The sequence below is a fragment of the Pseudomonas sp. Je.1.5.c genome (assembly GCF_051129895.1).
Lineage (GTDB): Bacteria > Pseudomonadota > Gammaproteobacteria > Pseudomonadales > Pseudomonadaceae > Aquipseudomonas > Aquipseudomonas urmiensis.
The window spans coordinates 39,668-64,405 of record NZ_JBCPSP010000034.1 but is presented as its reverse complement, the minus strand read 5'-3'; the positions used below and the strand labels follow the sequence as shown (position 1 = coordinate 64,405).

Below are 24,738 nucleotides of genomic sequence, written 5' to 3'. Positions count from 1 at the left end.
GGGCAAGCCCGCTCCCACGTGGCCGCTGTGATCGACGCCCGTGGGAGCGGGCTTGCCCCGCGATAGGGCCGGCACAAACACCCACAGACCAACGGACCACCCCGAAATGCCCAATCGCCACGCCCCCGCCCTGCTGGCCTTCGCTCTGTGCATCATCACCCTCGCGGTGAACCTGCAAGCGCCGCTCTACATCACCTACGCCGACTTCTCCGGCCGCGGCGCCGCCGCCACTGCCGTGGCCTTCTCCGGTTACGTGCTCGGCGTACTGCCAGTACTCCTGGCCCTGGGCGGCCTTGCAGATAGGATCGGCCGGCGGCCACTGATCCTCGCCGCCCTAGGCCTGTCGATGCTCGCCACCCTGCTGATGCTGCTGGCTCCTAGCCTGGAAACCCTCGGCGTCGCGCGCCTGTTCCTCGGCCTGGGCACCGGCCTTGCCTCAGCCACGGCTACCGCCTACATGGGCGAGTTGATGGCCGGCAGCGACAGCAGCCGCGCCGCCAACTGGGTCACTGCCAGCACCTCGCTGGGCTTTGGCCTGGGCGCGGCCTTGACCAGCCTGTTCCTCCTAGCCGGACCGAGCCTGACCCCAGGTAGCTTCCATCTGCAACTGCTGCTGGCGTTCATCGCCATCGTTTTGGTGTGGCGCTTGCCGGATCCACGCCCGGCACAGCGCACAGCCATGCTGCGCTTGCCCTGCTACCCGGCCGGCAGCCTCGCCTATGGCTTCGCCATCCTCCTGGCCTGGGCCTGCGTCGGCCTGGTGATCGCCCTGCTGCCAGGGATTCTGCGTCAGCATGGCTTGAGCGCCTGGTCAGGCTTTTCCACCTTCTGCGTGATCAGCTGCGGCCTGCTATTCCAGCCCATGGCCCGGCGCTTGCCGAGTGCCCAAGCGACCCTACTGGGGCTGGCCATCTTGCCTTGCAGTTACGCCCTGTTGGCCTGGGGCGCGGACAGCGGCGCACTGCACGCTATGCTGTTCGGCGCGGTGGCCGCGAGCAGCGCTTGCTATGGCTTCATCTACCTCGGCGGGTTGGCCGCGGTGAACCAATTGGCCGGCAGCGAAAAGACCCGGGCCAGTGCCGGGTTCTTCCTGCTTGCGTACATGGGGTTCAGCCTGCCAGTGATTTTTACCGGGTTGCTCAGTGACGCGCTGGGATCACAAAGGGCACTGGTGCTATTTGGCATTGCCTTGCTGCTGGGATGCCTAGCCGTGGCGTGCGTGCTGTTACGTGGGCAACGCCCGGCTAGTCACCCAATCCTGATCAGATCGCCAACGCACCACCGTCCACCGTCAGCGAGTGACCGGTGGTGAACGCCGCACCGTCACTGCACAGATACAGCACCGCACTGGCAATTTCCTCAACTTTGCCAATGCGCCCCACCGGGTGCATCGCTGCGGCGAACTCGGCCTTGCGCGGGTCGGCTTCATAGGCGCGGCGGAACATATCGGTATCGATCACCGCCGGGCACACCGCGTTAACCCGAATGCCCTTCTTGGCATACTCGATGGCCGCCGACTTGGTCAGGCCGATGACTGCATGCTTGGAGGCGGCGTAGATGCTCATCTTCGGCGCGGCCGACAGGCCTGCCACCGACGCGGTATTGACGATCGCCCCACCGCCCTGGGCCAGCAGCAACGGCAGCTGGTACTTCATGCACAACCACACGCCCTTGACGTTGACGCCCATGATCGCATCGAACTCTTGTTCGCTGCCCTCGGCCAAGCGGCCCTTCTCAATCTCGATGCCGGCGTTGTTGAAGGCATAGTCGAGACGGCCATAGGCGTCGATAACGCCCTGGTGCAGTTGGCGCACATCGCGGTCCTGAGTCACATCGCAGGGCAGGAACAGCGCCTCGCCCCCTGCCTCACGAATCAAGCTCACGGTGGCCTCACCACCCAGCGCATCGCGGTCGGCCACTACCACCTTCAGCCCCTCGGCAGCGAAGGCCAGTGCCGTCGCCCGGCCGATACCCGCCGCGCCCCCGGTGACCAGGGCGACCTGGCCGGAAAAGGTCATGCTCATCGCTCGCTCCTGCAACAGAAATTGAAGTCGAGCCTGAGTCTAGTCAGGCGACCGCTGCCAGGGGCAGCATCATTAGGCCAACGGTTGAGCTACCATCGTTGCCAGTGATTGTGCCTGTAGCTCCCGATCATCCGCGTGGATCGCCCGGCATTCGCCACACCGGTAAACCTTGCCGCGCCGCGCGCCAACCACTATCAACAGGCTTTGCCTACTATCAGCGAGATTCGCCATGACCCAGACCAACCGCCGCTTCCTGCTTGCCAAACGCCCGGTCGGCGCCGTTACCCGTGACGATTTCACCTACGAGCAAGTCGCCGCCAGTGAGCCGGCCGAGGGCCAGATCCAGGTCAAGAACCTGTACCTGTCGCTTGACCCTGCAATGCGCGGCTGGATGAATGAAGGCAAGTCCTACATCCCTCCAGTGGGCTTGGGCCAGGTGATGCGCGCCCTGGGTGTCGGTGAAGTGGTCGCCTCCAAGCATCCAGGTTTCCAACCCGGCGACCACGTCAGCGGCGCGCTGGGCGTGCAGGATTACTTCACTGGGGAACCGCAGGGCCTGCACAAGATCGACCCCAAGCTCGCCCCCCTGCCCCGCTATCTCTCGGCCCTGGGCATGACCGGCATGACCGCCTACTTTGCCTTGCTCGACGTGGGTCAGCCTCAGGAAGGAGAAACCGTAGTGATCTCCGGCGCCGCTGGCGCAGTGGGCAGCATCGCTGGGCAGATCGCCAAGATCAAAGGCTGCCGGGTGGTCGGCATTGCCGGCGGTGCGCAGAAGTGCCAGTACCTCAAGGATGAGCTGGGTTTTGACGGGGTGATCGACTACAAGGCCGAAGACGTGCTGGCGGGCCTCAAGCGCGAGTGCCCCAAGGGCGTGGACGTGTACTTCGACAACGTCGGCGGGGATATCCTCGATGCCGTACTGAGCCGCTTGAACTTCAAGGCGCGCGTGGTGATTTGCGGGGCGATCAGCCAGTACAACAACAAAGAAGCGGTCAAAGGGCCGGCCAACTACCTGTCGCTGCTGGTCAATCGCGCGCGGATGGAAGGCTTCGTGGTGATGGACCACGCCAAGGAATACGGCAAGGCGGCGCAGGAGATCGCCGGCTGGTTGGCCAGTGGCAAGGTCAAGAGCAAGGAAGATGTGGTGGACGGGCTGGAAACCTTCCCGGAGACGCTGCTCAAGCTGTTCAGCGGCGAGAACTTTGGCAAGTTGGTGTTGAAGGTCTGAACAATCGACCAGGGCGCACAGGAAAACTGGCGCCCTAGCTGCGGCTACTGGCTAGGCCGATGCAGCCAACAAGCGGTCCATCAAGCCCTCAGGGCTGTGCTTACGCAACGTTCTGGGGTCTACCTGCGGCGCCTGAGCGCGTAAAAATTGGCCAAGGTCGCGCTGCTCATCACCCAGTACATAGAATCGATCGGGATGATAGAACTCCATCTCTTTGACCCATTTGTTGTCGGTAATCAACTTCTTATCAAAGAATGCCGCTTCCAGGGGACGCAGGGTAAGCCCGGTTTGCCCTGGCTGGTTCAGCTCAACCAACACATCCGAGTTTTGCGCCTTGGAAAGGTTGTCTTCGTAGGTCACGACTGAATCAGTGTGAAAGTGGGTAAGCAACTGACTGGTATCGTCCTTGACGATATTGAAATCGACCTCACAACCTTCTGCACGCAACGTCTGCGCCAACCTATCGAGCCGCGCTGCGCGTCCCTTGTCCCGGCCCAGAAAAAAACACAGCGGCTTGCATCGGCGCTCGGATCGGCCCGACTGCCTGGCGCTTTCGACGTTGAAGGGGAAGAATTGGTCTAGAAACTCCATGCCCAACTGTTGGCATTGGACCGGGTCATAACTGTAGATACAGTTGAAGTGCGGACGCATCCGCTCGACAAAGGCCGCATCTACCAGGTCTCTGACCAGTAGAATTCGGACACCCGGGAACGTCGCGACCAGCTGCGGATTAAGGCCGCGAATGGCTTGGGTTTCATTACATACCAGCACATCGGAGCGCGTCGCGCCGTTGCCGGCATTGACGCGCCGAGCAAGCCCTTCAAGGGGCACGACCAGCGATGTACGCTTGCGAATGGACTTGCACAGCCTTAACACTTTTTTGGCATACCCGGGCACAGACAACATACGCACGTCATGATCGTTGGCGAGGTTATCGATCATGAGTTTTTCGTAGCGAGCTTTCCAGCCCAGGAAGTAAAACGTCAAAGCGTAGTTCCTTCAATGGCGAACACCACACAGAGCCCACCCCCGCTGAGCGAGGCAGTACAGATCGGCTGAACTGACGATTAGGCCCAATAGCCGGCTCAACGCCCGGAGAGGATAATGGACTCGGCCTGGTCTACGGATATCTTGGGAGTGACCGAATGCGGAATTCTCGAGTCGCGCGACAAGTTGTAGACCGCAAATCGCTCACCCATCACGCGTTTGGACATCAGTTCAAGTGAGGGCAGGATACGCCGCTCATAGTGATCATCCAAACCACAAGGTGAGATGGCCCGGCCGGCATTTTCGTAGAAGCGTCCTACAGCCGGATTGAGATCGACCCCCACCAGGAACACCTGGGTAAATCCGACATGGTAGGCAATCTGTAGCGCTACATAGGCGACCGTACGGGCATCGAAATAGCCCTGGGAGAGATCCTTGCTGAACCCGATTGTGCGTGAACTCCCACCCCATAAGGCACGGCGGCGCACCACTTGGAACTGGGAGCTGAACGCAGTCTGGAACAGCGTGGCTTTGCTAGCCTTCTGCAGAGCGAAGATATCTGCACGGGTGGGCACCGGGAGTGTATCCACCTCATCGGGCCATAGCGCCAGGCGGTGGCTGAGCTGCAAGGCGTGGGCATACAGATCCGGCTGTTCTTTTGGAAAGCCAGTGTCCGAGCAGACATAGAAGAACGGATTGATGCCGGTGCCCATGAACATGGAGATTGCACCATTCATGGTGATCATCGGCACATCAGCAAAACGTTCTAGCGGAAAACCCTTGGCTGAGGCGCCAGAGGCAACGATGAACACAGGACCCTTCGCAATGTTATGAGAACATGCGAAGTCCTTTATCGATGCTTGATCGTTCCATTCGTTAACGCTAACAGCTTCCACGTTGCCCCCACGTGTATCAAACGCGGGGGCATTATACATGGAAGGTGTATGACAAATCGTTACGACGTAAGAATTATCTTACAGAGCAAGGAATCAATCTTACACGCTTGCCGCCCGACTGATTCAGCCTCGAATTTCAGCAACCACCGCTGCCAAGGCTTGGGCCGGATCGACCGCCTGACTGATCGGGCGTCCAATCACCAGATAGTCCGAGCCTGCATCAAGTGCCTGGCGCGGAGTCAGAATTCGCCGCTGATCATCTTGGGCGCTTCCAGCTGGACGGATGCCCGGAGTGACCAATTGCAGCGAAGGGTGAGCAGCCTTGAGCGCCGGAGCCTCCAAAGCCGAGCAAACCAGGCCGTCCATACCTGCTTTTTCTGCAAGCGCCGCCAAACGCAAAACCTGCTCCTGCGGCTCAATATCCAGACCGATACCGGCAAGGTCTTCGCGTTCCATGCTTGTGAGTACGGTTACTCCAATCAGCAAGGGTTGCGTTCCGCTGCGCTTGGCCAGCTCCTCACGACAGGCAGCCATCATGCGCAAGCCACCGGAGCAATGCACGTTGACCATCCATACGCCCATCTCAGCTGCTGCCTTGACCGCCATGGCAGTGGTGTTAGGGATGTCGTGAAATTTCAGGTCGAGAAATACCTCAAAACCCTTGGCGCAAAGTGTTTCGACGATGCCCGAAGCGCTGCTGGTGAACAGCTCCTTGCCGACCTTTACCCGGCACAGAGCCGGATCGAGCTGGTCAGCCAGTTTCAGGGCGGCTTCACGGGTTGGGAAATCCAGGGCGACGATCAGGGGCGTCTGGCAGGCGGACATGGTCACGGTCTCTTGGCAAGTCGAAAACGGCGCGCATTGTAAACGAAGTAGCACAGGCTTTGGGCGCCGCCGGCCAGGAGAATGCTCAGCCTGGAATAGCCAGCTGCCTATAATTGAACCAACGGGTCAAGCATTGGCTCGAAAATTATATGAACGGCGCCCCGCGCTGGCAGGAGAATGACAATGCCTTGGTATGCCTGGTTGATCCTTATAGTCGCACTTGGCTCGATTGTCGGCGGGCTGATGTTGCTGCGTGACACGGCGAAGAAGCTGCCGCTCAGTGAAGAGCAGCTGAAGAAAATCCATGAGCGCAATGCAGAGATGGATGCCAAGGAGGCAAAAGATCGCTAACATCCGGCCTTTCCTGAACGTAAGCTGAACGAAGCTTCAATACCGCCATAATCCGGTATGCATCGGCCGAAGATCGTGCTAGGCCGCAGAGCTTGCTCGCCCCTATATAAAGCCTGACCCTGCAGCGTTTGCGCATGCTGCAGCGAGTCGACAGCAAGGACGAAGATACATAGTGAGACCTATCAAGCTTTTCTGGTGCCGTGGCAGCGGGCGTGATGATGCAAGCAAGCAAAATTTCGGTGATTACCTTTCTGCAGATGTGGTTGAGTTCGTATCGGGTCGCAAGGTCGAGTATGCGAGTGTGCATAAGGCGGACATGATCGCCATCGGCAGCATCTTGAATCGAGAAAAGAAGGCCAAGCGCTGGGGCTTTCAGCGCAAGCTGCATGTGTGGGGGGCAGGCTCTGGAAATCTGGATGATGTGTTCTGCAGTCGTCACCACTACCATGCGGTACGTGGGCAAAAATGCCTGGCACAGATCAATCAGCCAAAAAGCCAACCCGTACTCGGCGACCCCGGTCTGTTAGCCTCATCACTGGTTGCCAAGCCCGGCACGAAAAAAATCCGGGTCGGTCTGATCCCGCACATTGCTCATCGCACTGCTCCGGAAATCACCGACTTGCTGAGCAGAATTCCCGGCGCAAAAATCATCGACGTCTATTCGCCAGTCAAACAAGTACTAGAGGAAATTGCCTCGTGTGAGTTTGTTTTGTCGACCAGCCTGCACGGTTTGATTGTGGCGGATTCGTATGGCGTACCCAACCAATGGCTGATGCTTGAGCGCAATGTACGCAAAGAATTCAAGTATCAAGATTATTATTCCAGCTTTGCGATGAGCCAGCCCGCACCCGTGACAACGGAACAAGTTAGACTTGGGCAAGACTGGTCGATCGAACAGTGCATGGCTGACTATGCCCGTCCCGGTCTCGAAGCGATGCAACAAGGGTTGATCAAGGCCTTTCCTGCCCTGTGAGAGAATAACCAGCATTGAAAAGTAGCGAGCACTGTATCGTTAAACGATACAGTGCTGGGCCAGGTCCTTACTCCACGCTCAACTTGTCTCGATTACGTTCCAATAGAGCACTGCCAATACCCTTGACCTCCAGCAGCTCGTCAACAGTGGCGAAGGGGCCATTGGCTTCGCGGTAAGCTATTACTGCTTCTGCTTTGGCTTTACCGATCCCGTTGAGCTCCTTTTGCAGCGTCTGGGCATCAGCCTGGTTTACATTGACTTTAACGGTTTGTGTTGTTGCTGAAGACTCTACTGCATGGGTAGCCGTCAATGCTGAAACTGCGGGAGTAGCCGGGGCCGCGCTGAGTGAAAAGGACAGGCCCGCGAACAGCGGAAGAAACAGGTAAGAAAGAACGGTATTGCGCATTTTTCACACTCCTGTGCGATGAGATTTGCAGGGCAGCGTTTCCGTAGCTGCCACACAAACCTAGCGCGTCTGAAGTTCCGACGAAAGTGCGCGAAGGATGAGAATCTTTACTGAATTAGACGTCACACTTTATGTCCTCTTCTTGGGCAAAAAGTCGCACAAGAAGAGGATATAAAACTTACCAATTAATAAACCTTATCTTGCAACAAGCGCTTCAAATACTGACCGTACCCATTCTTCGCAAGAGGCGCGGCAAGCTTTTCAAGTTGCTCTGCACTGATCCAGCCCTGGCGGAACGAAACCTCTTCCGGGCACGCCACTTTCAAGCCCTGGCGGCGCTCGATGGTCGCGATATATTGACTGGCTTCGAGCAACGAATCGTGGGTGCCGGTATCCAGCCAGGCGTAGCCGCGGCCCATGATTTCAACCGACAGCTTGTTACGCTCAAGGTAGGCGCGGTTGACGTCGGTGATCTCAAGCTCGCCACGTGGCGAGGGCTTGATGGCCTTGGCGATCTCGACCACATCCTGATCGTAGAAATACAGGCCGGTTACCGCGTAGCTGGACTTGGGTTGCAGTGGCTTCTCTTCAAGGCTGATAGCGGTCCCTTGGGCATCGAATTCAACTACGCCATAGCGTTCAGGATCATGCACGTGGTAGGCGAACACGCTAGCACCAGTGGCACGACTGTTGGCGTTGCTCAACAGGTGCTGGAAGTCGTGGCCGTAGTAGATGTTGTCACCCAACACCAACGCCGACGGATCATTGCCAATGAACTGCTCACCAATGATGAACGCCTGCGCCAGGCCATCCGGAGAGGGTTGCACGGCGTAGGAAATATTCAGGCCCCACTGATTACCGTCGCCCAGCAACTGCTCGAAACGCGGCGTGTCCTGCGGGGTGGAAATGATCAGGATGTCGCGAATCCCCGCCAGCATCAGCGTAGTCAGCGGGTAATAGATCATCGGCTTGTCGTAGACCGGCAAGAGCTGCTTGGAGATCGCCAACGTTGCAGGGTGCAGTCGAGTACCCGAGCCGCCTGCCAGAATAATGCCTTTACGTTTCATGCGGTTATTTCCCTTGTATTTCCGTCAGCATCCGCGCAACGCCCAGGCGCCAATCAGGAAGCTGCAAACCGAAAGCCTTTTCAAGTTTTTGCGTGTCGAGTCGCGAATTGGCTGGCCGCCGCGCAGGCGTGGGATAGGCGTCGGTGGTCAACGCCGAAACCGCCTGCGCCTTGACCTTCAGCTCAATGCCCGACTGCTCAGCCCGCTCAAGAACGTAGCGCGCATAGCCACACCAGGTGGTTTCACCTCGTGCCGCAAGATGGTAGAGCCCACCCAGTTCAGGCTTGGCGCGCCAGGCGACGATCGCATGCGCCGTCACATCTGCGATCAACTCAGCACCGGTTGGTGCGCCGAACTGATCATCGATTACCCCAAGGGTGTCTCGCTCGCCAGCCAGGCGCAGCATGGTCTTGGCAAAATTATTGCCACGCGCCGCGTACACCCACGAGGTGCGGAAGATCAGATGCGAGCACGCCGAGGCTTGAATAGCCTGCTCTCCAGCCAACTTGCTCAGACCATAGACATTCAGCGGCCCCACCACGTCTTCTTCGCGCCAGGGCGCTTGACCCTCCCCTGGGAAGACATAGTCAGTGGAGTAATGCACCAGCAGCGCACCTGAACGTGCAGCGGCCTGCGCGAGCACTTCGAGCGCCTCGGCGTTGACGCGATGAGCTTGCGCCTGCTCGGACTCGGCCTTGTCTACCGCGGTGTAAGCCGCCGCATTGACAATCACATCTGGCGCCCAGGCCTGGACGGTCTGCGCCAAACCTTGCAGATTGGCGAGATCACCGCAGTAATCCTGACTCTTGGAGTTAAGGGCCAGCAGCTCTCCCAGCGGGGCCAGGCTGCGCTGCAGCTCCCAGCCGACCTGGCCGTCTTTACCAAGCAGCAAAATCTTCATTCGCTGCGCTCGCCGTAGTTCTTCTCGACCCACTCGCGGTAGTTGCCCGACTGCACGTTTTCAACCCACTGCCAGTTGCTCAGGTACCACTCGACCGTCTTGCGGATACCGGTCTCGAAGGTTTCCGCAGGCTTCCAGCCCAGCTCACGCTCGAGTTTGCGCGCATCGATGGCGTAACGGCGGTCATGGCCTGGGCGGTCGGTGACGAAGGTGATCTGCTCGCTGTAGGACTTGCCATCAGCGCGCGGGCGAAGCTCATCGAGCAAAGCGCAAATGCGGTTAACGATCTCCAGATTTGGCTTCTCGTTCCAGCCGCCAACGTTGTAGACCTCACCCACCTTGCCTGCCTCTAGCACCCGGCGAATCGCGCTGCAGTGATCTTTTACGTACAGCCAGTCGCGGATTTGCTGGCCGTCACCGTAGATCGGCAGCCCTTTGCCACCCAACGCGTTGACGATCATCAGCGGGATGAGCTTTTCCGGGAAGTGGAACGGGCCGTAGTTGTTGGAGCAGTTGGTGGTGAGAACCGGCAGGCCATAGGTGTGGTGGTAGGAGCGCACCAAGTGATCGCTGGCCGCCTTGCTCGCGGAGTAAGGGCTGTTTGGTTCGTACTGGTGCGTCTCGGTGAACGCCGGGGCGTCAGGCGCCAAAGAGCCATAGACTTCGTCGGTGGAAACATGCAGGAAACGGAACGCTTGCTGCGCATCGCCCGGAAGGGCTTTCCAGTAGGCGCGCACCGCTTCGAGCAGGCGGAAGGTGCCAACGATGTTGGTCTGGATGAAGTCTTCCGGGCCATGAATCGAACGATCGACATGCGACTCGGCGGCGAAATTGATCACCGCACGCGGCTGATGCTCGGCCAGCAACTTCTCGACCAGCGCCGAGTCGGCGATATCGCCGTGGACGAACAGGTGCTTGGGGTTACCATCGATGGACGCCAGGCTCTGCACGTTGCCCGCGTAGGTCAGCTTATCCAGGTTGATGACCAGCTCATCTGCTTGAGCTACCCAGTCCAGGACAAAGTTGGCGCCGATAAAGCCGGCTCCGCCGGTTACTAAGATAGTCATTGTTCGGATCTTTTCAGTGGTGTCGAGAAAAAGTGGGCGGGCGTCAGCGTCAGCCAAGCATGGAAAATGCCCGGAGTCTGTCCACAGAGAAGCAGAAAAACGACCTCATCCATGGCCTAGCAGTGCCCCCAGCACTGGCCAGTGTCGGGATCAACGCCACATTGTACCGCCAAAGTTGGCCAACCGTAGAAATTGGCACGCCGATGCGAATCGAGACGAGCTACAGATAAGAGGCTGCAAAAACGTTCAATCGAAGCAGTCGGCGTCTTTGAGTACATTGCCAAGCTTGTCCTTACCAGACAGTAAAGGTGGCTCGCTCAGGGGCCAGCGGATAGCAACCTGCTGGTCATCCCAAGCCAAACAGCGTTCATGCTCGGGAGCGTAATAGTCCGTGGTTTTGTAAAGAAACTCAGCATAGTCCGAGAGCACCACGAATCCGTGTGCAAAGCCCTCCGGAACCCAGAGCTGATGCTTGTTCTCGGCGGAAAGATAAGCGCCGACCCATTGACCGAAGCTTGGCGAAGAACGGCGAAGATCCACCGCAACATCGAACACCTCACCTTCGATCACACGCACAAGCTTGCCTTGAGGCTGCTGAATTTGGTAATGCAACCCGCGCAGAACACCTTTACTGGAGCGAGAATGGTTGTCTTGGACAAATTGAACCTTGCGCCCAATAGCGTCTTCGAATAGCCGATGGTTGAAGCTTTCGAAAAAGAAACCGCGATCATCACCGAACACGCGAGGTTCGAAGAGAATCACATCAGAAATAGCTAACGGGGTTGCTTTCACTGTGAATAATCCAAAAATGAATGCCGGATTGAGTGAGTCTATGCCTGCACGGTTGAGCTGATGGCACCCACTCAATTTAATCCTTCCAAAATACCATACGTAGTCCACGACAGGCGACCCAGACCAATTCGAACAAATGCAGCCTTAACTGGAGATATTAACGACTTGACTACCCGTGTAGTACGGGTACATCAGAGACACTACTAGTAACCGCTAAATCTCAGGCGAGCCCGACAGCTAGACTCGCATCCGCATTTGCTCTGAGCACGTCAATGCATCAGTCTGGCAGGACACTCAGGATCTCGTCTCACTAAGCCAGCGAACGGTAGGATGCGCGCGCCCCAACCGGCATGGAAAATACTCTACATAGTGGCTCTATGCCCACCTACACACACGGGCGGATCGCTCCTTCTAGACCCTGCAATGGGCGCAAAAGGCGGCCTTCGTGCGACCGGCACCTAGATTTGACAAGTCGCTTGACTGATAATCTGTCAAGTCAATTTGCCGGACACGCTTCCTTCCCCTACTGGGGACGCTCACCAGCGTTACCGGCTAAACTTAAACCCAGGAGTAGATGAATGGCACTTCGGCTGTTGTGTGAAAGCGATTTAAGCCTGATTCTGGGTTGGCGCAACACGCCAGCCGTGCGAATGAGCATGTTTTCCACACACGAAATCAGCGAAACAGAACACCGCGCCTGGTTTTCGCGCACGCAAGTGAACCCAACTGTTCGTTGGTATATCTATGAAAATGAGCAGGGCACTGCCGACGGCGTGATCTCTCTGACTGAAATAAACGAAAAAAACCGCAGTGCGTTCTGGGGGTTTTATACAAACCCATCAGCCCCTTTAGGGACAGGTACTAAGTTGGGCCTGCAGGCGATGAATCAGGCTTTCGAAGTTGATAAACTTCGAAAGCTCAGCACTGAAGTACTGGCCAACAATGAAAAAAGCCTAAAACTTCATCGACGCTTAGGCTTTCGTGAAGAAGGCATATTTAAAGAGCACCATCTCACTGAAGCCGGTTACACCGATGTCGTCAGGTTTGGCATGCTGTCTTCAGAGTGGCGCATCCATCAACCGGACGTGTTAGCGTACCTCTCTCAATTTAACATGCCCGGTGAAGTTTTCACCCCAGAATGACGATTCATATGTGCCCGGTAGAACCGCGCCATCCACCCCTTTTCAAGAGGCATTACCCATGGCTTTCGTAATCAATGGCAGATCGATCGGCAGTGACCACCCTCCGTACATCATTGCCGAGCTGTCTGCCAACCATAATGGGGACTTGCAGCGCGCCTTTGATACCATCAAAGCCGCCAAAGACAGCGGTGCGGACGCGATAAAGATTCAGACCTACACCGCTGATACCATGACCATCGATTCTGATAGAGAAGAGTTCATGATTCGCGGAGGCTTGTGGGATGGCTACAAGCTCTATGATCTGTACAAGCAGGCTGAAACACCCTACGAATGGCACAAAGCGATTTTCGACTATGCCAATCAATTGGGCATCACGCTCTTTTCTACTCCGTTCGACGAAACGGCTGTCGACCTGCTCGAATCGCTGAATGCACCAGCCTATAAGATCGCTTCCTTTGAAGCCACCGACTTGCCCTTGATCCGTTACGTTGCAAGCAAAGGTAAGCCAATGATCATGTCAACCGGCATGTGTTCGGAGGAAGAAATCGCCGAAGCCGTGGGTGCAGCACGCGAAGGGGGCTGCAAGGACTTGGTCCTGCTTCACTGCATTAGCAGCTACCCTGCTCCAATGGACCAGGCAAACCTCGCCCAGATGGCAGGGCTTACGGATCGCTTCGAGACCATTCCAGGGCTGTCTGACCATACACTCGGCACTACCGTATCCGTTGCGGCAGTGGCGCTTGGCGCCTGCGTGATCGAAAAGCACTTTACCCTCAGTCGTAATGACAAAGGGCCGGACAGTGAGTTTTCGCTCGAGCCCGAGGAGCTGCAACGCCTGTGCAAAGACTCCTTCGATGCTTGGTCTGCTATTGGCAAACGGAGTTTTGAGCGGCAAAAGGCCGAGGAAGGTAACAAACAGTTCCGTCGTTCAGTGTATTTTGTCAAAAAACTCAAGGCAGGCGACGTTATCCAAGCCACCGATATTCGTCGTATCCGCCCCGGCTTTGGCTTGGCGCCCAAGTATTTTGATCAACTGATTGGCAAAAAAGTCACAGCGGACATCGACTTTGGTACCCCAGCGAGCTGGGAGCTGATTGAAAAGTAAGATAATCCAGCGTTGACATGCCTCACGCCTGGATAGGCTCGTTGCCGCGCAAGCGGTCTTCACCTGCGCTGTGAAGACCGCTGTCCAGAGTCGACAGCAACGCCCGCCGAAGCGCCTGCTCTATCCAGCCAGATTAGACCCGCCAACCCTATTACTTAGCTACTCACTGGACGCTTACCAGGAACTTGAGAAGCCCCAAGCAACCTGCGCCCGAACTTCTGCCCTGGCAGCTCGACATACTTGTAAGTCAGTGCTGAGACCAGCACGACACACACAATCACGGCGCACACGATCATGTTATTGACGCTGACACTACCGCTGTCCAGGAACCGGGTACCACTGATCGTTGGGGCGAGGGGGCGTCCTAAAAACTTCTGCGCCACTATAAACAGCGAAACGAAGCAAAACAGAACTGCCGCATGGGTCATGTAAATCGAGTAGGACAACTTGCCCAAAAACCCAAACAATCGATTGCCCAGCCACTGTGACAACAGCCCTTTGTCAAAGGCAAACACTACAACGGTCACGCAGAATAACAGTGTACACATCAGGGAGCGCGCCTCAAGATTAGAGGAGAGCAGTGCAACAACTAGAGCAACGCTAACAAACTCGACAACCGACATCAGACGGTAGCCTGGCACCCAAGCCTTACTCAACTTACGATATAGCAAATACGCCAATGCACCAGCAAAGAAACACGAAAGTCCCTTTGCTGCCGGTAGCGTGAAGAATGCAGACCCCATCAGCAAGTCCATGAAGGCGACCACCGAAACGACCGCCCACAGCAGATACCTGGCCCGGAAAGCCAAGAGCACAATGAGGGCAAAGAGTAAGTACATATAATACTCAATGCTGATGCTCCACGACGGGTAATTGAAACTGTAGTTTTCGGTAAGCGTCGTCCACGACTGCACCAGCAACGCGTTGGGCAGTATCTGCGAGTAGGCATACTCTCCGGTAAAGGGCTCATTGTTGAAAACGAATCCTTTTTTCGCAGCCTGCAACTTGGCGATTTCGAAAACCACAAAGACCACAAGCATCAATAGGTGCAACGGAAACAATCGAAAGGTTCTTGAGACCAGAAACCTTTTGATCTCCAACCCCTGTTGCTGACCGTAAGAATAAGAAAAGACGAACCCACTCAAAACAAAGAAGTAATCGACAAACAAGTCAGCACTTCTGAAAACCTGTAATTCAGAGAATGCTCCGAGCACGTGCATATGAAAAACCACAACGGCCAGCGCACAGATGCCCCTGAAGCTGTCCAGTGCGTGGAACCGCTGGCTTTCCTTATGATCGTCGCGCATGACTATTTACCTTTGAGCAGGCAGTGCAGCCACTGCCACACTGCCCTGATGGATACCTTCGATAGGACGCGTTAGCGCCCATCCGAAACAGGCGGTTTGTCTTCTGTCTTGCGGCGACTCGGCACTGCCAGCAACACTGCAACAGGTAACCAGAATACTGTCCAGTAATCGCCTGGCCTGGTAAAGATCCGCTCAACATCGGTCAGCATTGCAATCAACGCGAAGACCAGCGCGGGAAAGGCCAGCTGTACCCAAGGATGACTTCTGAGTTGCCAGGCTTTGTAGGTCAACCCGAGCAGTCCTGCACACATCAACGCCAATGAGACAATACCGCTGTCATAGATCTGTTGAAGGTAGAGGCTGTGCGCATGCGGCGAAATGGCAACCTCATTTGGCCACACGAATCTGAACGGTGTGCCCAAGCCGTAGCCAATAGTCCAGTGGTCCGTCATCGCCGCGTAGAAGTACTCCCAGATTTTGGCGCGCCCAGACAGCTGGCGTCTTTGCACCTCAAGGAGCAAATGATCCCAGGACAGGATAATTGCAACCAACGCCACCAACACAACCGCTGCCAGTACCAGCCAACCGCGTCGGGAGTTCTGAATAACCACGATCAGAATGCAGCAGACTGCCAAAGCAATCCACGCCCCTCGGGTGTAGGTCAACAAGACATATCCGGCCAGGGCGACGAAGGCGGCGAGCCAGAACAGACTTAGCGCGGGGCGTGTCCGCTTGTCCAACGCTACCCCAAGCGCCCACGTCGCAACAGCACCATGAAAGATGCCAGCAGCGACTGGCCATCCGAAGTTGGCAAAGTTACCGATACCCAATCGATCAATGCGATAACCCCTGAATGACAGAGGCCGATCAAGGACACCAAACTGATAGACCAGACTGACCGCTGCGCTCAGAGCGATGACGGCAACGGCGGCAAGCAAGGCACGGCGCAATAGCCATTGATGTTGTGTCATCAAGCAATGAATGGCCATCAGGTAGAGACCGATGAACAGCCCGCGCTTTGCCAACGACCACGCCCCAGCATCGGCGTCTGTCGCCCATAAGGTGCTCAACGCTACCCAGAGTAAATACAGCAACCATGGAACGTACTGCCAATCCGGCCAGCGCAGGGATCGGGAGATTATTTTATGTACGCAGTAGATCAGCGCAGGCGCCAACAACCAGATATATACCTGCGCATTGCGCGCACTGGTCGACTCCAACCAGATCTTGCCACTGAGTTGAATGAACAGCCCTAACGACAGCGCCCAAACCATTGCCACTCGCCACTTACTTTCACTCGTGGTCGAGGCCAACACCCTACTACTAGTTATCATACTGCTCCGCCATCGCAAAATCTTAAATCAGAATGCATTCTTATTGATAAAACCTTTGAACACCGTCAGCCAAATTATTTTCAGGTCGAGCCAGAGCGTCCAGTTCTCGATATACCAAAGGTCATACTCGACGCGTTTTTGCATCTTTTCCAACGTGTCGGTTTCGCCGCGGTAACCACTGACCTGAGCCCAGCCGGTGATGCCTGGTTTTACTTTGTGCCGCTGCATGTAGGACTCTACCAGGTCCTTGTAATATTCATTGTGTGCCAACGCGTGCGGACGCGGCCCAACGATCGACATCCGTCCTTGCAAGACATTAAAAAACTGCGGCAACTCGTCCAGACTGGTACGCCGCAAGAATGCCCCGACCCGGGTAACCCGCGTATCGTTACGAGTGGCCTGGGTGACATCCCCCTCTTTTTCCTTGTGGACGACCATCGAGCGGAACTTGTACACCTTGAAGCGCTTACCATTAATCCCCATGCGGTACTGTTTGAACAAAATCGGCCCCGGGGAACTGACCTTGATGGCCACGCCAACCATGAGACAAACAGGCAAGATCAATGAAATGATCGCACTGCCCACCACCAGGTCCTCCAAACGCTTGAACAGCCGCGCCGGACCATCCATGGGGCTGCAGCTCAGATCCAACGAGTACAGACCCGCAATGTGGCTTACTTTATGATTGAGCAGGCGAATATCGCCCCACTCCGGAATAAACCGAATCGCCACCGTGTGGTGGCGCAACTCATACATGATTGAGCGAATCGCCCCCCCTTCACTCAGCGGCAGGCATAACCAGACTTCATGCACGCGGTGCTCTTCGATCTGCTCAATCAGCCGTTTCGACCATTCGGCATCAGGACTGTACTCAAGATTGGCCGCGATGCGGAAACCGTACTCATCGAGCGTATCGCCATTATTTAGCTGACCGGCTGACAGCCCACCGCTATCTACCAATAGCACCGACTTCAAGTTCATCCCGGACGCACGCACCCGACGCAAGGTCAGGTACACCACCAGCCGCATGACCAGGCACAATGAGCCGCCGATGGCCAGCATCGAGGAAAACCAGATACGTGAGTAGTTATCTGAAACTTTCAGAAAGAAGGTCAATGCCAGCAAAATTCCAGCCGCCGACAACCAGCACACGATGAGAATACTCAACTGTCGCCAGAACGAGTGGCCTCGCTGCGAGCCATAGACCCCCCCAAGCGCCAGGCATAGCACGACGACGATGCTGCTAATCAACGTGGCGGTGTTGTAACGGCCCGTCATGTCCAGGGTGCCAAAGCGGTATTCATGGGCCGCCATGCCGGAACCGATAACTATGAGCATGTCCAGGAGCGCCACGATAAAAGGAACGGGATAGCGCTCGGCGAAAGTAGGCTGATAGCGATGAATGACTTGCATGTCCTTTATACAAACCCCGATGTCATTTTAAGCCAAGGCGTCAATATCAAGTTCGGCCAGACCGGCACCTAATGATTACTGCCGTGCAGTGTGCCAGTCGCTTGCAGGGGCGCGCGCTGCGTGCCTCTTGCAACCTCCCAGCTCGCTAGTTATTGGGTTTTACGCGCCCATACTTGTCTTCGAAACGAACAATATCGTCCTCCCCCAGGTAAGAGCCTGATTGAACTTCAATCAGCTCCAGGGGAATGACACCGGGGTTCTCCAGCGCATGCACTTGGCCAATGGGTATGTACGTCGATTGATTTTCGGTTACCAGGTAAGTTTTCTCACCATTTGTCACCTGTGCGGTACCACTGACAACAATCCAGTGCTCGGCCCGGTGGTGGTGCATTTGAACCGAGAGTTTCGCACCCGGATTGACAGTGATGCGCTTGACCTGATAGCGCGCACCATTGTCTATGCAATCGTACATCCCCCATGGTCGGTAGACTTCTCGATGATTGGTGTGCTCGTGGCGCTGATCACGCTTGAGTTGATCGACTATTTTCTTAACGCTCTGGACTTGATCCTTGTGCGCAACCAAAACAGCATCTTTGGTCTCGACAATCACCAGGTTGTCCACGCCCACTACAGCGACCAGGCGATGATCAGCATGCACATAGCTGCTGTGGGTATTCTCCTGCAGCACGTCGCCTTTGAAAAAATTGCCATCACTGTCCTTCTCGCTGGCCTCCCACAGGGCAGACCAAGAGCCGATATCACTCCAGCCTGCGTTCAAGGGAACCATCACTGCATCGGTGGTTTTTTCCATGACTGCATAATCGATGGAGTCATCCGGACACGCGGCAAACGCCTGCGCGTCGACGCGAGTGAAGTGCATATCCTGCTCACCACCGGCAATCGAAGCACGGCACGCAGAGAGAATATCCGGACGATGACGCCCCAGCTCTTGCAGGTATCGCTCAGCACGAAACATGAACATGCCGCTGTTCCAGAAATGCCGGCCCGATGCCAGGTACTGCTGGGCGGTCAGCAAGTCCGGTTTTTCCACAAAGCGACTAACTGCGAAACCGCCTTGCACGAGCTCCTCACCTCTTTCGATGTAGCCATAGCCAGTCTCAGCCGAGCCCGGCACAATCCCGAAAGTGACCAGTTTGCCGGCGACAGCCAACGTTTCAGCCATCGCGACGCTCTGCTGAAACGCAGCAACATCCTCAATAAGATGATCTGCGGCCAACACCAGCAGAATTGCATCAGCGTCATCATCAACAGCCTGAAGCGCAGCCAGAGCAATTGCCGGCGCAGTATTACGCCCGATCGGCTCCAATAAGATATTGGCTTTCTCCATGCCAAGCTGGCGCAATTGCTCCGCCGCCAGGAACCGATGCTGCTCGTTGCAGATCAACCTGGGCAAGCCGATATCCAGACCTTCAAGACGTTTTATGGTCTCTTGAAGCATCGACAGCTCGGGGTTGAGCAAAGGCAAGAACTGCTTGGGATTGAGCTGACGAGACAATGGCCAAAGGCGTGACCCGGAACCGCCCGCCATAATGACTGGATACAGCATAGAATTTTGTCCTTTGCAAAAAGCATTACCGCGCATCGTCTCAGGATGGATCCAGTTTTTCCACTACGCCGTGCTGTAACCCTTTGAATTTCAGGCTCCTTCACACCCAGATGCTCGGAAAAACAGCATCAATACGTAACAGGCCAATTCAGATCTGCGCAGGGTGAAGGTCAAGCCAAAAAACTATCTGTCGTCTGGCAGCCACTGGGTCAGCAACGCTTCGTAGCTTTGCAGAACCTGCGGCCAGGTAAACCGCTCTTGGAACTTGGCCCGGCTAGCACTACGCATACGCTCCACAGCCTGCTCATCGTCCAGCAACTGGTCAAACAACTGAGCGCAACTGCTTTCGTCTGAGAAGTAATGCGCCTCCGGCCCGGCAACCCAACGGTTGAAGTGGTTGTCGTGCGCGATCACCGCGCAGCTGGCGCCTAACGCTTCAACCAATGACGGATTCGTACCACCGACACGATGCCCATGCAAGTAGAACCGGCTGTAAAAGCGCAGGGACTGTACGATCGAGCTTTCGTAGATGGCACCTACAAACAGCACCTCGTCGCTGGCGGCCTCCATTACCTGACGATGAAAAGCGTTCTCATTCGGGGCAAAATTGCCCAAAACGACCAGCTTGTGCTGACGTTCTTTCAGGCTAAAGGCGCGGACCATTTCAAGCAGGGAGTTCTCCGGCTCGGGTCTGGCGATAATCACTGAAAACCCCTGCGGCTCAACCCCATAAGGGATTAGCCGGGAAACATCAGCCTGCAAAACTTCATCGCCACCGTACGGAATCATGGTGATCTTGGCTTCCCGCACGCGCGTTGCCAAATGTTCCTTGATTTTGGGGTGATCTGCGACCAAGTGACTACCGACCCAACAGCCGACCCGCTCGTTCAGCCAGAACCAGGTCTTGGCCACCAGGCCCCATTTATCTCGGCGCCACTCTATGCCATCCATATTGATGACATTGGGCTGCCCCTTGATCCGCTGTAACACATTAAATACAGCAGTGTTGTAGCCAAGCGTCAGGATCAAACCCGGCTGACGCAGCGCATGCCACGTAGCGCGCCAGTCAAAGACTATGGTGCCCGCCGCGCCCTTGCGTGCAACGGGAATGTGAATGCGCCGCACCCCTTCCCAGTAGGACTCGTAGATTTCCCCATCGCCGTCTTCCTGACAATAGACCGTGACCGTCCAGCCGCGGGAAATCAAGTGGAGAGACAGCTTTTCAGCAAAGGTCTCAAATCCGCCATGTGCAGCCGGAACGCCTCGAATACCCAGAACTACCAAATTCATTGTTTCACACTTATCAATAGATGATTACGGTCGCTGCACCGTGGTCTCAGGCGCGGCGCGCCTGGGCAATATAGGATCTGTAGGTCTCGACCAATACCGCTGCAGAATGGCGCCAATCGAACTTCTGAACTTGCTGCAGCCCATCCTCTACAAGACGCTGTGAAAGCGCAGTATCCGACAACAATTGGTCCATGCCTCTGGCGATGCTATCAGCATCCAGCGGATCGACCAGAATAGCCGCTGCGCCAGCCACCTCAGGCATTGAAGTCGTATTGCTGGTGAGTACCGGCACACCGCTGGCCAACGCTTCAGCGACTGGCATGCCAAAGCCTTCCGCAATGGCCGGGAACACAAAGAATCTGGCGTGTCGCATCAGTATTGGTAGGAGCCGATCGTCAACGTGCTCAAGGAATTTGACGCGATCCTGAAGCCCAAGACTGTTCACCAGTGATAACGCTTGATCGTAGCCAAAATCTCGCTGCCCCACACAAACCAACGGGGGTACGTCGCCTTCCAGCTTCGCGTACGCCTCAATCAGCCGCACGTGATTCTTGCGCGGTTCAAGCCGACCGACATTGAGAATGTAGTCACGCGACTGAAGCCCTACTTCGGCCAGCCGCTCGCGCCCCAGATCACCTGGATGAAAGCGGGAGAAGTCCACACCGTTGTACACCACCTGGATTTTCTCCGGGTCAACTGAATAGCGTTGAACAATCTGCTGTTTGGAATAGTCACTCACGGTGAACAGCAGCGTGGAGAAATACGCTGCGATCCGGAATGAAAGCTTGGACTGCCAAGTAAAGAATTTTGAAAAATACTCAGGATGGCTCTCAAAAAGAACATCATGAATGGTGCAGGCACAGGGCCCCAAAGGCAAAAATGGCAATCGGTACTGAGTGTGCAACAGGCCGAGTGCATGCCGCTTCTGCAGCATGGGTAATTGGACGGCCAGACGCCACAGACTTGGGCGAGAGGGCATGCATATCAAGGTGACGTTGGGATTATTAAATTCAGGATATTCGCTCAACAGGCGCTCAGTTGAGTTCAAGAAAAAAACGAACTCAATCTCCGGCGCCAGCACGACCGCTTCCTTGAACAAACCAAGAATGTGGCTGCGGCTCCCTTGATAAATTCCGTCAAATGTATGGAAGTCCACACCTACTCTGAAACGATCCATGCTTTCCTCAGTCCCGTCATGCACGCCGAGTGAGGCGTGCATCTATATTATTGTTTACAGACCCGCTAATCGAGCCTGAATGCCATAGCCAACCTAGCTGGCCTGCGCAGCCCGCAGATCGTGTCTGCTGCGCTGTTTCGGTGCTGGGGAGTAACGGTCCAGCAGCGACACCAACAAAAACAGCAGAAGGAAATAATAGACGCCCATATCAGGTATGTCCGTACCCGTCATTTGCACCAGCAATCCCCCCAGCAAACAGAGGGTCAGCATATTTCTACGGTGCACCAATTCAAAGAGCGAGGCGATAAACAATACAAAACCCACTATGCCGACCTCGGCCAACTGAATGAATAAGAAGGCGTCACTGACCTTGTCATAAAAGACCTCACCCACCAGTATCTGGCGATCAATCCCGTCTGCTTTCATTGCACCTATGCCACCGCCAAGAGGATTTTGCACGAATGCATCCAAGGCATATTCGCGAAAACCGCCGCGTTGAGACAACGCATTTTTGTCGCCAAATATATCAAATGAAGCAACGATATTTTCTGCGTACTCCCCCGCGGCCACAAAGAAAACGCCGCCGAGCAAAACCAGAAACATGCCCCCCGCCAGTGTTCTCAGCACGATCTTTGAAACCGACTTCGAATTGTAAAGCATGTATCCGAACCCGACAAATCCGGCCAGTACGATTGCGCCGCGCGACATGCTCAGAATAATGATAACGCCTGCCAGGCATACATCAAATTTCTTCAACCGATAGCTTGGTCGCATCAACACAATTAGCGCGAATACAACAGCAAAAATACCTTGAATCCTGAAGTCCCAGAACGTCCCAAGCATCCTCGGCACGCCCAACATGACCAGTGACTGATCTGTCAACGGCTTTGAAAAAACGGTACCACTTGCCAGCAACTCATAGGACTTATCCAGGTAATCACCGGTCAGATAAACCACCACACACGACATAAATAATAGTCGGAAAAACGCGGTTATCTCAGGCCATTCCAGTCGGTCCTTCAGGAATACCAACGCTGCTATAAGCATTAGCATTGGCGCCACACGGGGAATGAATAGCTGCACACCAGCAGCTACATTTGGGAGCAAATACACCAGCAGCAGCAGGGTATAAGCGCACGTTATCCAGTAACGTTTGAACAGTAGATAACGCAACTCCGACCGACGTATCCTGAAATTGAGCAGAACACTTAGTAGCAGTGGGAAGTATCCGGTCAAAACATTGAGCACCTTGAAGACCATCAGGTCTCCTGGAACCACGAAACCGTTGATACAGCGGGCGTAGACGATCAGGAAAACCACAGGATAGATGCGGTTTTTCACGACAATCAAAAAGTACGACCCAAGCACAATCAACACGCCAAAGAGGGATGCGGCGGCCCCCGAGACGTAGACAAAGAAATAGCCTAGTGGAAAACAGAGCAGGTAAAAAACAAAAAATAGCTGCTCAATACTCTTTGACTGGCTTCTGTAATTGGCATTATCCATGGGGTACCGTGATCACTCTCAGAAATGCCGAAGACACCATAGAGATGTTGCTCTCATCCATGCAACGTGGATTCGAGACCGGGTCACTGATCGCACCTGGCCAGCTGTGATCGATGACGTACTGACGTGCTGCAGCATCCCCATCCTGAACGGACGCTGGCGGGTCCTGAAACAGCCTATCATTACGCAGGTCATCAAGGGTTACCCGCGAACAGTTTTCAAAGATATTGAAGAAGCACGGGCCGAAAGTAAACGAGCGCTTGCCCAACAGTGCAGCTTCATAGGCGACGGTACCAGAGACGGTCACCACCGCCTGAGCGCTGAGGATCAGTTGATGAGAATCCGCCTTTTCATCCAGAAGCACGACATTCCTCAGAGCCTGCAACTTTTTATAGAAGCCGTAGCTGCGGTCGCCAATCGCATTGGTATGCTCCTTGACATAAACAAACCACCCCTGTGGCAGCGCGCGCCAAACGTTGAGGATATTCATTAACTGATCCTCGTAATAGCGGCCGATGACGTCAATCGAGGCCTCGGGCTGTTTGTGCAAGGCGATGAAAACATAAGGCCTGCCTTGTAACTCTGGGGTCAAGACAGTGCGTTTGACCAGCCTGTAGACTTCGCGATTCAGCTCCTCGCTCGCGTGTTTTTTGAATGAATTCCAGCGACTGGCGATAACAGAAGGATCATCAGGATCAATATTTTCTCGATTGATGAAACGCCGCACCCGGGCAAGCCGCTCCTTGAGCGTTCTTGATTTATGCAGCTTCACATCGTTCAACAGAAGATAATCTGGCTTTTTGACTTCAAAATTCAGACTGACATCCGCCTCATCTCGAGGCCCTGTGCTCTCATAAAATTCGGACTGAAACTCATCTTTGAAGAAAGCAAAGCGACCGCCGGGTATACGAATAGTGTGTGGGCATAGATAGACCGACTGCAGTTCCGCCCGTTGGCTAAGGATCCGCAGAAACAAGATTTCATGAGCCCAGGTGACTTCACCAAACACATGGCTCACGCTGTGCCTGTGTATAAAATCGTAGAAAGGCCTTTGAATATGGCTCAAGAACGATATGCCGTTGGCGACGTCATACTTCAGAACACGATCCCCATAAACCAACTCGTTCAGCCGATGATCACCGACGACCTCGGCTGGCATCCCGACGTTCTGCTTGGACAGGTAGAGAATCCGCTCAGCGGGATAATGCCCGAGCAGGAAATCGTGTAGCTTCTTATTGACCACCACCCAGTAGACATTTACTCCAGACCGTTCAAGCTGCTGAGCAACTTCATGAAAGAAGTGAGTTTTGTAAAAATTGGCGATAAAGCAAATATTCATGTTCGATCTTCACGTGTGCTTGCATTAAAATACATCAT

Annotated in this window: 23 protein-coding genes; 6 read left to right on the top strand and 17 right to left on the bottom strand. The window is 55.3% G+C overall.

Annotated features, from left to right (window positions below; genetic code table 11):
* The first annotated feature begins 106 nt into the window (after window positions 1-106).
* On the top strand, window positions 107-1,312 hold the full coding sequence (locus tag AAZU54_RS20915) for an MFS transporter (RefSeq protein ID WP_434727625.1): 1,206 nt from the start codon (window positions 107-109) through the stop codon (window positions 1,310-1,312).
* Here the strand turns inward: AAZU54_RS20915 and AAZU54_RS20910 are convergent.
* Window positions 1,263-2,024: an SDR family oxidoreductase gene (locus AAZU54_RS20910; protein WP_428628809.1), complete on the bottom strand. Its 762-nt coding sequence runs from the start codon at window positions 2,022-2,024 to the stop codon at window positions 1,263-1,265. The genes AAZU54_RS20915 and AAZU54_RS20910 overlap by 50 nt on opposite strands.
* A gap of 229 nt (window positions 2,025-2,253) precedes the next feature.
* Here AAZU54_RS20910 and AAZU54_RS20905 point away from each other — a divergent pair, with 229 nt between their 5' ends.
* Entirely contained in the window at window positions 2,254-3,255 is a 1,002-nt protein-coding gene (locus AAZU54_RS20905) for an NADP-dependent oxidoreductase (protein WP_434727624.1), read from the top strand.
* Window positions 3,256-3,306: 51 nt separating this feature from the next.
* Here the strand turns inward: AAZU54_RS20905 and AAZU54_RS20900 are convergent, their stop codons facing one another.
* From AAZU54_RS20900 to pyrF, 3 genes are all read right to left on the bottom strand, one after another.
* Window positions 3,307-4,242, bottom strand: coding sequence for a hypothetical protein (locus AAZU54_RS20900; RefSeq protein ID WP_434727623.1), 936 nt, complete (start codon window positions 4,240-4,242; stop codon window positions 3,307-3,309).
* 98 nt (window positions 4,243-4,340) lie between these two features.
* Window positions 4,341-5,138 (bottom strand): lipopolysaccharide biosynthesis protein, encoded by a 798-nt coding sequence (locus tag AAZU54_RS20895; protein ID WP_434727622.1) that lies wholly within the window; start codon window positions 5,136-5,138, stop codon window positions 4,341-4,343.
* 123 nt (window positions 5,139-5,261) lie between these two features.
* Window positions 5,262-5,963: an orotidine-5'-phosphate decarboxylase gene (gene pyrF / locus AAZU54_RS20890; protein WP_434727621.1), complete on the bottom strand. Its 702-nt coding sequence runs from the start codon at window positions 5,961-5,963 to the stop codon at window positions 5,262-5,264.
* A 183-nt stretch (window positions 5,964-6,146) separates the two neighbouring features.
* On the opposite strand from pyrF, the gene AAZU54_RS20885 reads away from it, so the two are divergent.
* Window positions 6,147-6,314, top strand: coding sequence for a DUF2897 family protein (locus AAZU54_RS20885; protein WP_434727620.1), 168 nt, complete (start codon window positions 6,147-6,149; stop codon window positions 6,312-6,314).
* Window positions 6,315-6,486: 172 nt separating this feature from the next.
* Entirely contained in the window at window positions 6,487-7,287 is an 801-nt protein-coding gene (locus tag AAZU54_RS20880; RefSeq protein WP_425635343.1) for a polysaccharide pyruvyl transferase family protein, read from the top strand.
* A 67-nt stretch (window positions 7,288-7,354) separates the two neighbouring features.
* Here AAZU54_RS20880 and AAZU54_RS20875 read toward each other — a convergent pair whose 3' ends face one another.
* The 5 genes from AAZU54_RS20875 to rfbC form a co-directional block, all read right to left on the bottom strand.
* The gene (locus AAZU54_RS20875; RefSeq protein WP_425635344.1) at window positions 7,355-7,693 is read right to left on the bottom strand and encodes a ComEA family DNA-binding protein; all 339 of its coding nucleotides are present in this window, start codon (window positions 7,691-7,693) and stop codon (window positions 7,355-7,357) included.
* A 185-nt stretch (window positions 7,694-7,878) separates the two neighbouring features.
* The gene (gene rfbA / locus AAZU54_RS20870) at window positions 7,879-8,760 is read right to left on the bottom strand and encodes a glucose-1-phosphate thymidylyltransferase RfbA (protein ID WP_392464783.1); all 882 of its coding nucleotides are present in this window, start codon (window positions 8,758-8,760) and stop codon (window positions 7,879-7,881) included.
* Between the two features lie 4 nt (window positions 8,761-8,764).
* The gene (gene rfbD, locus AAZU54_RS20865) at window positions 8,765-9,661 is read right to left on the bottom strand and encodes a dTDP-4-dehydrorhamnose reductase (protein ID WP_434727619.1); all 897 of its coding nucleotides are present in this window, start codon (window positions 9,659-9,661) and stop codon (window positions 8,765-8,767) included.
* Complete coding sequence (gene rfbB / locus AAZU54_RS20860) at window positions 9,658-10,728, bottom strand: dTDP-glucose 4,6-dehydratase (protein WP_434727618.1); 1,071 nt, start codon at window positions 10,726-10,728, stop codon at window positions 9,658-9,660. The genes rfbD and rfbB overlap by 4 nt, the downstream gene beginning before the upstream one ends.
* Window positions 10,729-10,974: 246 nt before the next feature.
* Window positions 10,975-11,520: a dTDP-4-dehydrorhamnose 3,5-epimerase gene (gene rfbC / locus AAZU54_RS20855; RefSeq protein ID WP_434727626.1), complete on the bottom strand. Its 546-nt coding sequence runs from the start codon at window positions 11,518-11,520 to the stop codon at window positions 10,975-10,977.
* Between the two features lie 578 nt (window positions 11,521-12,098).
* On the opposite strand from rfbC, the gene pseH reads away from it, so the two are divergent.
* Both pseH and pseI read left to right on the top strand, forming a co-directional pair.
* A complete protein-coding gene (gene pseH, locus AAZU54_RS20850) occupies window positions 12,099-12,662 on the top strand; it encodes a UDP-4-amino-4,6-dideoxy-N-acetyl-beta-L-altrosamine N-acetyltransferase (protein ID WP_434727617.1) in 564 nt (187 codons plus the stop codon).
* 58 nt (window positions 12,663-12,720) lie between these two features.
* Window positions 12,721-13,767: a pseudaminic acid synthase gene (pseI, locus tag AAZU54_RS20845; protein WP_434727616.1), complete on the top strand. Its 1,047-nt coding sequence runs from the start codon at window positions 12,721-12,723 to the stop codon at window positions 13,765-13,767.
* Window positions 13,768-13,922: 155 nt separating this feature from the next.
* Here the strand turns inward: pseI and AAZU54_RS20840 are convergent, their stop codons facing one another.
* From AAZU54_RS20840 to AAZU54_RS20805, 8 genes are all read right to left on the bottom strand, one after another.
* Window positions 13,923-15,074, bottom strand: a complete 1,152-nt coding sequence (locus AAZU54_RS20840) for an acyltransferase family protein (protein WP_434727615.1) — start codon at window positions 15,072-15,074, stop codon at window positions 13,923-13,925.
* Window positions 15,075-15,145: 71 nt separating this feature from the next.
* Window positions 15,146-16,348 (bottom strand): O-antigen ligase family protein, encoded by a 1,203-nt coding sequence (locus AAZU54_RS20835; protein ID WP_434727614.1) that lies wholly within the window; start codon window positions 16,346-16,348, stop codon window positions 15,146-15,148.
* An 87-nt stretch (window positions 16,349-16,435) separates the two neighbouring features.
* Window positions 16,436-17,821 carry an undecaprenyl-phosphate glucose phosphotransferase gene (locus AAZU54_RS20830; protein WP_434727613.1) on the bottom strand — a complete coding sequence of 462 codons (1,386 nt, stop codon included), beginning with the start codon at window positions 17,819-17,821 and terminating at the stop codon, window positions 16,436-16,438.
* A gap of 145 nt (window positions 17,822-17,966) precedes the next feature.
* A complete protein-coding gene (locus AAZU54_RS20825; protein WP_434727612.1) occupies window positions 17,967-19,388 on the bottom strand; it encodes a mannose-1-phosphate guanylyltransferase/mannose-6-phosphate isomerase in 1,422 nt (473 codons plus the stop codon).
* A gap of 183 nt (window positions 19,389-19,571) precedes the next feature.
* On the bottom strand, window positions 19,572-20,678 hold the full coding sequence (locus AAZU54_RS20820) for a DUF1972 domain-containing protein (RefSeq protein ID WP_434727611.1): 1,107 nt from the start codon (window positions 20,676-20,678) through the stop codon (window positions 19,572-19,574).
* A 46-nt stretch (window positions 20,679-20,724) separates the two neighbouring features.
* On the bottom strand, window positions 20,725-21,855 hold the full coding sequence (locus AAZU54_RS20815; RefSeq protein WP_434727610.1) for a glycosyltransferase family 4 protein: 1,131 nt from the start codon (window positions 21,853-21,855) through the stop codon (window positions 20,725-20,727).
* Between the two features lie 93 nt (window positions 21,856-21,948).
* Window positions 21,949-23,361: an O-antigen ligase family protein gene (locus AAZU54_RS20810; protein WP_434727609.1), complete on the bottom strand. Its 1,413-nt coding sequence runs from the start codon at window positions 23,359-23,361 to the stop codon at window positions 21,949-21,951.
* Window positions 23,354-24,700: a hypothetical protein gene (locus tag AAZU54_RS20805; RefSeq protein ID WP_434727608.1), complete on the bottom strand. Its 1,347-nt coding sequence runs from the start codon at window positions 24,698-24,700 to the stop codon at window positions 23,354-23,356. The genes AAZU54_RS20810 and AAZU54_RS20805 overlap by 8 nt, the downstream gene beginning before the upstream one ends.
* Window positions 24,701-24,738: the final 38 nt, after the last annotated feature.

What these genes read in the sequence shown, in the direction of transcription:
- pseH (WP_434727617.1), top strand. Translation starts at nt 12,099, where the DNA reads ATGGCACTTCGGCTGTTGTGTGAAAGCGATTTAAGCCTGATTCTGGGT.
- rfbD (WP_434727619.1), bottom strand. Translation starts at nt 9,661, where the DNA reads ATGAAGATTTTGCTGCTTGGTAAAGACGGCCAGGTCGGCTGGGAGCTG.
- AAZU54_RS20815 (WP_434727610.1), bottom strand. Translation starts at nt 21,855, where the DNA reads ATGGATCGTTTCAGAGTAGGTGTGGACTTCCATACATTTGACGGAATT.
- AAZU54_RS20805 (WP_434727608.1), bottom strand. Translation starts at nt 24,700, where the DNA reads ATGAATATTTGCTTTATCGCCAATTTTTACAAAACTCACTTCTTTCAT.
- rfbB (WP_434727618.1), bottom strand. Translation starts at nt 10,728, where the DNA reads ATGACTATCTTAGTAACCGGCGGAGCCGGCTTTATCGGCGCCAACTTT.
- AAZU54_RS20885 (WP_434727620.1), top strand. Translation starts at nt 6,147, where the DNA reads ATGCCTTGGTATGCCTGGTTGATCCTTATAGTCGCACTTGGCTCGATT.
- AAZU54_RS20875 (WP_425635344.1), bottom strand. Translation starts at nt 7,693, where the DNA reads ATGCGCAATACCGTTCTTTCTTACCTGTTTCTTCCGCTGTTCGCGGGC.
- AAZU54_RS20825 (WP_434727612.1), bottom strand. Translation starts at nt 19,388, where the DNA reads ATGCTGTATCCAGTCATTATGGCGGGCGGTTCCGGGTCACGCCTTTGG.
- AAZU54_RS20840 (WP_434727615.1), bottom strand. Translation starts at nt 15,074, where the DNA reads ATGCGCGACGATCATAAGGAAAGCCAGCGGTTCCACGCACTGGACAGC.
- AAZU54_RS20915 (WP_434727625.1), top strand. Translation starts at nt 107, where the DNA reads ATGCCCAATCGCCACGCCCCCGCCCTGCTGGCCTTCGCTCTGTGCATC.
- AAZU54_RS20835 (WP_434727614.1), bottom strand. Translation starts at nt 16,348, where the DNA reads ATGGTTTGGGCGCTGTCGTTAGGGCTGTTCATTCAACTCAGTGGCAAG.
- rfbA (WP_392464783.1), bottom strand. Translation starts at nt 8,760, where the DNA reads ATGAAACGTAAAGGCATTATTCTGGCAGGCGGCTCGGGTACTCGACTG.
- AAZU54_RS20830 (WP_434727613.1), bottom strand. Translation starts at nt 17,821, where the DNA reads ATGCAAGTCATTCATCGCTATCAGCCTACTTTCGCCGAGCGCTATCCC.
- pseI (WP_434727616.1), top strand. Translation starts at nt 12,721, where the DNA reads ATGGCTTTCGTAATCAATGGCAGATCGATCGGCAGTGACCACCCTCCG.
- AAZU54_RS20810 (WP_434727609.1), bottom strand. Translation starts at nt 23,361, where the DNA reads ATGGATAATGCCAATTACAGAAGCCAGTCAAAGAGTATTGAGCAGCTA.
- pyrF (WP_434727621.1), bottom strand. Translation starts at nt 5,963, where the DNA reads ATGTCCGCCTGCCAGACGCCCCTGATCGTCGCCCTGGATTTCCCAACC.
- AAZU54_RS20820 (WP_434727611.1), bottom strand. Translation starts at nt 20,678, where the DNA reads ATGAATTTGGTAGTTCTGGGTATTCGAGGCGTTCCGGCTGCACATGGC.
- AAZU54_RS20905 (WP_434727624.1), top strand. Translation starts at nt 2,254, where the DNA reads ATGACCCAGACCAACCGCCGCTTCCTGCTTGCCAAACGCCCGGTCGGC.
- AAZU54_RS20910 (WP_428628809.1), bottom strand. Translation starts at nt 2,024, where the DNA reads ATGAGCATGACCTTTTCCGGCCAGGTCGCCCTGGTCACCGGGGGCGCG.